This is a genomic window from Amycolatopsis kentuckyensis, from assembly GCF_002155975.1.
In the GTDB taxonomy this organism is placed as follows: domain Bacteria; phylum Actinomycetota; class Actinomycetes; order Mycobacteriales; family Pseudonocardiaceae; genus Amycolatopsis; species Amycolatopsis kentuckyensis.
The window spans coordinates 1-4,043 of sequence record NZ_MUMI01000680.1 but is presented as its reverse complement, the minus strand read 5'-3'; the positions used below and the strand labels follow the sequence as shown (position 1 = coordinate 4,043).

At 72.6% G+C, this 4,043-nt stretch carries 6 protein-coding genes; 3 read left to right on the top strand and 3 right to left on the bottom strand.

Annotation, left to right across the window (positions count from 1 at the left end):
- A partial coding sequence (locus tag CCN39_RS45545) for a TetR/AcrR family transcriptional regulator (protein ID WP_143264417.1) occupies positions 1-416 on the bottom strand: 416 nt, incomplete at its 3' end.
- A gap of 61 nt (positions 417-477) precedes the next feature.
- On the opposite strand from CCN39_RS45545, the gene CCN39_RS45540 reads away from it, so the two are divergent.
- Positions 478-891: a DnaJ family domain-containing protein gene (locus CCN39_RS45540; RefSeq protein WP_086853155.1), complete on the top strand. Its 414-nt coding sequence runs from the start codon at positions 478-480 to the stop codon at positions 889-891.
- Here the strand turns inward: CCN39_RS45540 and CCN39_RS45535 are convergent.
- Both CCN39_RS45535 and CCN39_RS45530 read right to left on the bottom strand, forming a co-directional pair.
- The gene (locus CCN39_RS45535) at positions 874-1,518 is read right to left on the bottom strand and encodes a YidC/Oxa1 family membrane protein insertase (protein ID WP_086853153.1); all 645 of its coding nucleotides are present in this window, start codon (positions 1,516-1,518) and stop codon (positions 874-876) included. The genes CCN39_RS45540 and CCN39_RS45535 overlap by 18 nt on opposite strands.
- A gap of 61 nt (positions 1,519-1,579) precedes the next feature.
- Positions 1,580-1,852 (bottom strand): DUF6412 domain-containing protein, encoded by a 273-nt coding sequence (locus CCN39_RS45530; protein WP_086853151.1) that lies wholly within the window; start codon positions 1,850-1,852, stop codon positions 1,580-1,582.
- 69 nt (positions 1,853-1,921) lie between these two features.
- Here CCN39_RS45530 and CCN39_RS45525 point away from each other — a divergent pair, with 69 nt between their 5' ends.
- A complete protein-coding gene (locus tag CCN39_RS45525; RefSeq protein ID WP_244211315.1) occupies positions 1,922-3,043 on the top strand; it encodes a metallophosphoesterase in 1,122 nt (373 codons plus the stop codon).
- A gap of 86 nt (positions 3,044-3,129) precedes the next feature.
- The gene (locus CCN39_RS45520) at positions 3,130-3,921 is read left to right on the top strand and encodes an alpha/beta fold hydrolase (RefSeq protein WP_086853147.1); all 792 of its coding nucleotides are present in this window, start codon (positions 3,130-3,132) and stop codon (positions 3,919-3,921) included.
- The last annotated feature ends 122 nt before the right edge of the window (positions 3,922-4,043 follow it).

Sequence of the window (4,043 nt, the reverse complement as noted above, 5' to 3'; positions counted from 1 at the left end):
CCCGGCAGGCCTACCGCGAGCACCCGTGGCTGTGCGAGGTGCTCGCGGTAGGCCTGCCGGGTCCGCTCGGCGTAGAGCGCCACCTGCTCGCGCCAGTCCCCGCGGCGCGGCTCGCCCGGCCCGGGCAGCCGCCGTCCGACGAGCACGTCGTCGACCATCAGGTCCACCAGCTCGGCTTTGCCGGGCACGTAGGTGTAGAGCGTCATGGTGCCCGCGCCGAGCTCCTTGGCGACGCGGTGCATCGACGCGGCGGCGAGCCCGTCGGCGTCCGCGACCGCGATCGCGGCGGCGACGATCCGCTCGATCGTCAGCGTCGGGCGGCGGCCCCTGGTCGGTTCGGCGGCGGCGCCGCGGGCGCGCCAGAGCAGCGCAAGCGTCCGGTCGACGTCCTCGGCGCCACTGCGTTCGGCGGTCATGCGGTCCCCTCGCTCGTCGCCCGGAGATTACCCTGGAAGCAGACGGAGGGGGTGTGAGGAGATGACCGCGCGCAAACCACCCAAGGTGTCCTTCCGCTGGTGGGTCGACCGGCAGATCGCCGAAGCCCGCGAGCGCGGCGAGTTCGACGACCTGCCCGGCACCGGCAAGCCGCTGCCGAAGCCCACCGGCAACGACGCGGCGACCGACTGGGTGCTCCGCGAAGTCCGGAAGGGCGGGCACGACACGAAGGCGCTGCTGCCGCCGTCGCTCGCCCTCAAGCGCGAAGTCCAGGACCTGCCGGAGCGGCTCGCCGGGGAGCGGACCGAACGACAGGTCCGGGACGTCGTCGAGGACCTCAACACCCGGATCCGCCAGGCCTACCTCAACCACCACACCGGGCCACCGCTCACGGTGGCGCTGGTGGACGTCGAAGAGGCGGTCGAGGACTGGCGGCGCTCACGAGCCGCGTCGTAGCAACGCCCGTTCCGCCACGCTCCACGCGGTCGTGGTGAGCAGGTAGATCCCGGCGGCCTGCGGCACGACCAGCGTCGCGAGCACGGTGCCGTAGGGCAGTAGCCGTAGCAGCTTGCCCCCGGACACCTCGGCAGTGGCGGCTTGGAGCCGCACCGAGAACCACGCGACGACGGCGAGCCCGGCCGCGATCACGAACACGAGCGGGCTGCCGGCCAGGCCGTGGGCGCCCAGCGGCGTCCCGAGCAGCGTCGCGCCGAGCAGCGAGTTGGGTTCGCCGCCGATCGTGGCCGTGGTGAACAGCCGGTACATGACCATGAAGAACGGCAGCTGCAGCAGCATCGGCAGGCAGCCGACGAACAGCGACGTCCCGGACTCCTGCTGCAGCTTCGTCATCTCCGCGGCCAGCCGCTCGCGGTCGCGGCCGTGCTTCTCCTGCAGTGCGCGGATCTCCGGCAGCAGGGTGGCCCGCGCTCGCTCGCCGCGGGCGGCCGACCGGGCGAGCGGGTGCAGCACCAGCCGCACGGCGAGGGTGAACACGACGATGGCCAGCGCCGTCGAGAGCGGGCCGGTCAGGGCGTGGATCAGGTGGTACGCGCCTTCGACGGGCACGTCGAGAAAGCCGAACATGGGCAGCACTCCGCATGAGTGGAAGGGGTGGGGTGAGCGGAAGGGCTGCGTCGAAGGGGTGCTACGCAGCCGTGCTGCGGGAACCGGGTGCTCGTGGCCTGCTGCGACCGGGGCGGCCGGGGTCACGGAGCCGGATCGACTCGGCGAGCCGGGCCCGGCGGCGCAAGGCCGTGGCGCGGCTGCGTACCGGCACCGACCACAGCGCGAGCTCGGCGCGGTGCGTGCTGCCGACCAGCAGGACGACCAAGAGGCTCGCGGCGACGAGGGAGGCGAAGGCGACCAGCGCGCCCGGGCCGGCCAGGGCGGGGAACGCCAGCTCCAGCAACGTGGTCACGGCGCCCCCTTCCCTTCGTCTCCAGCGTAGCGAAAACGCTAAGAGCCCGATGGGCTGTAACCTGGTTCGATGAGAGGCCAACTAGTCGTCGTGCCGCTCCTGGCGCTGCTCCTGCTGTTCACCGTCCCCTGGTGGACGCTGGTGCTGGCGCCGGACTGGGGCACCGCCGGCACGATCGCCGGGACCGCGCTGTTCGCGCTGGGGCTGGTGACCATGCCGGTCGCCATGGTCCGCGGCCACGGGCGTCGCCAGCGCGACGGCGCCGCCCGCCTCGGCGACTCGCTGCTCGCCGTCATCTGGGTGCTGTTCAGCTGGTCGATCCTGAGCCTGGTGCTGCGGGTCGCGCTGCTCGGCGTCGACGACCCGGCGCGGTCGCGGATCGTCGCGGGCGCGACCGCGCTGATCGCCGCCGGGCTGCTCCTGCACGGCAACCGCGTCGCCATGCGCGTGCCGCCGGTGAAGGCGGTCGACGTCGCCATCCCGCGGCTCGGGCCGGGGCTCGACGGCCTGCGCGTCGCCGTGTTGACCGACACCCACTTCGGGCCGATCGACCGGACGAAGTGGTCGGAGCAGGTCGTCGCGGCGGTCAACGCGCTCGAGGCGGACGTCGTCTGCCACGCCGGCGACCTCGCCGACGGCGCGGTGGCCAAACGCCGCAAGCAGGTCGACCCGCTCGGCGGCGTCCAGGCCGGGCTCGGGCGGTTCTACATCACTGGCAACCACGAGTACTTCGGCGAGGCCCAGGCGTGGCTCGACCACATGGAAGGGCTCGGCTGGGACACGCTGCACAACCGGTCGACGCTGCTCGAGCGCGACGGCGCCCGCATCCTCTTCGCCGGCATCGACGACCCGACCGGGACGGCGTCCGGCCTGCCCGGCCACGGTCCCGACCTGGCCGCGGCGCTGGCCGACCGGCTCGACGGCGTCCCCGTGGTGCTGCTCGCTCACCAGCCGAAGCAGGTCCGCGAGGCCCGCGAGGCCGGTGTCGACCTGCAGATCTCCGGGCACACGCACGGCGGGCAGATCTGGCCGTTCCACCTGCTGGTGCGGTTCGACCAGCCGACGCTGTCCGGCCTGACCCGGCACGGGGAGACGCAGCTGTACAACAGCCGCGGCACGGGGTTCTGGGGGCCGCCGTTCCGGATCTTCGCGCCCAGCGAGATCACGCTGCTGACCTTGCGTTCAGCCTGAGGTTCGCCCGGGTTCACCCCGGGCCGGGCCCACCGACAACTTTTTTTGTCTTGACAGATGGATGCGTCGGGTTCAGGCTGGTCCGCATGACGACGACAACCTCAGCCGACGGCACCCGGATCGCCTACACCCGCGCCGGGGCCGGTCCCGCGCTCGTCCTCGTGGACGGCGCGATGTGTTACCGCGGCTCGTCCCCCAACGACGCGCTGGCGAAGGAACTGGCCGCGCACTTCACCGTGTACACCTACGACCGCCGCGGCCGGGGCGAGAGCGGCGACGCCGGACCGTACGAGGTCCAGCGCGAGGTCGAGGACCTCGCGGCGGTCGTCAAGGAGGCGGGCGGCGAGGCGTTCCTGTTCGGCATCTCGTCGGGCGTCGCCCTGGCCCTCGAAGCGGCTCCTCGGCTGGCGGTCCCGAAACTGGCGCTGTACGAGCCACCGTTCATCGTCGACGGCACCCGTCCCCGCGTCCCGGCGGACTACGTGGCCCGGCTCGACCGGGCGCTGAAGGAGGGCAAGCGCGGCAAGGCGGTGAAGATGTTCATGACCGAAGGCGTCGGCCTGGGCGGCGTGATGGTGGCGATGATGCGGATCATGCCGTTCTGGGCGAAGCTCAAGAAGGTGGCGCACACGATCCCGTACGACACGGCGATGGTGATCGACCACCAGGCGGGCGAGCCCCTGCCGGCGGCCTGGCCGGACGTGAAGATCCCGACGCTGGTCATCGACGGCGGCCGCAGCCCGGACTGGATGCGCCACGGCGTGGCCTCGCTGGCGAAGGTCCTGCCGTCGGCGGAGTACCGGACGCTCCCGGGCCAGACGCACATCGTGAAGGCGCCGGCGCTGGCCCCGGTGCTGAAGGAGTTCTTCCTCGCCTAGGTGGCGCTTGTACCCGTCTTGTACGGCCACGCCCGATCGTGGCGGCCATGAGACGCCTGCTGTCCGCCGCACTCGCCGCCACGCTGGCCACCGGATTGCTCGCCGCCGCCACGCCGGCGGAC

Bases quoted from the DNA above. Each gene is read 5' to 3' on its own strand.
- CCN39_RS45540 (WP_086853155.1), top strand. From the start codon at position 478: ATGACCGCGCGCAAACCACCCAAGGTGTCCTTCCGCTGGTGGGTCGAC.
- CCN39_RS45535 (WP_086853153.1), bottom strand. From the start codon at position 1,518: ATGTTCGGCTTTCTCGACGTGCCCGTCGAAGGCGCGTACCACCTGATC.
- CCN39_RS45525 (WP_244211315.1), top strand. From the start codon at position 1,922: ATGAGAGGCCAACTAGTCGTCGTGCCGCTCCTGGCGCTGCTCCTGCTG.
- CCN39_RS45520 (WP_086853147.1), top strand. From the start codon at position 3,130: ATGACGACGACAACCTCAGCCGACGGCACCCGGATCGCCTACACCCGC.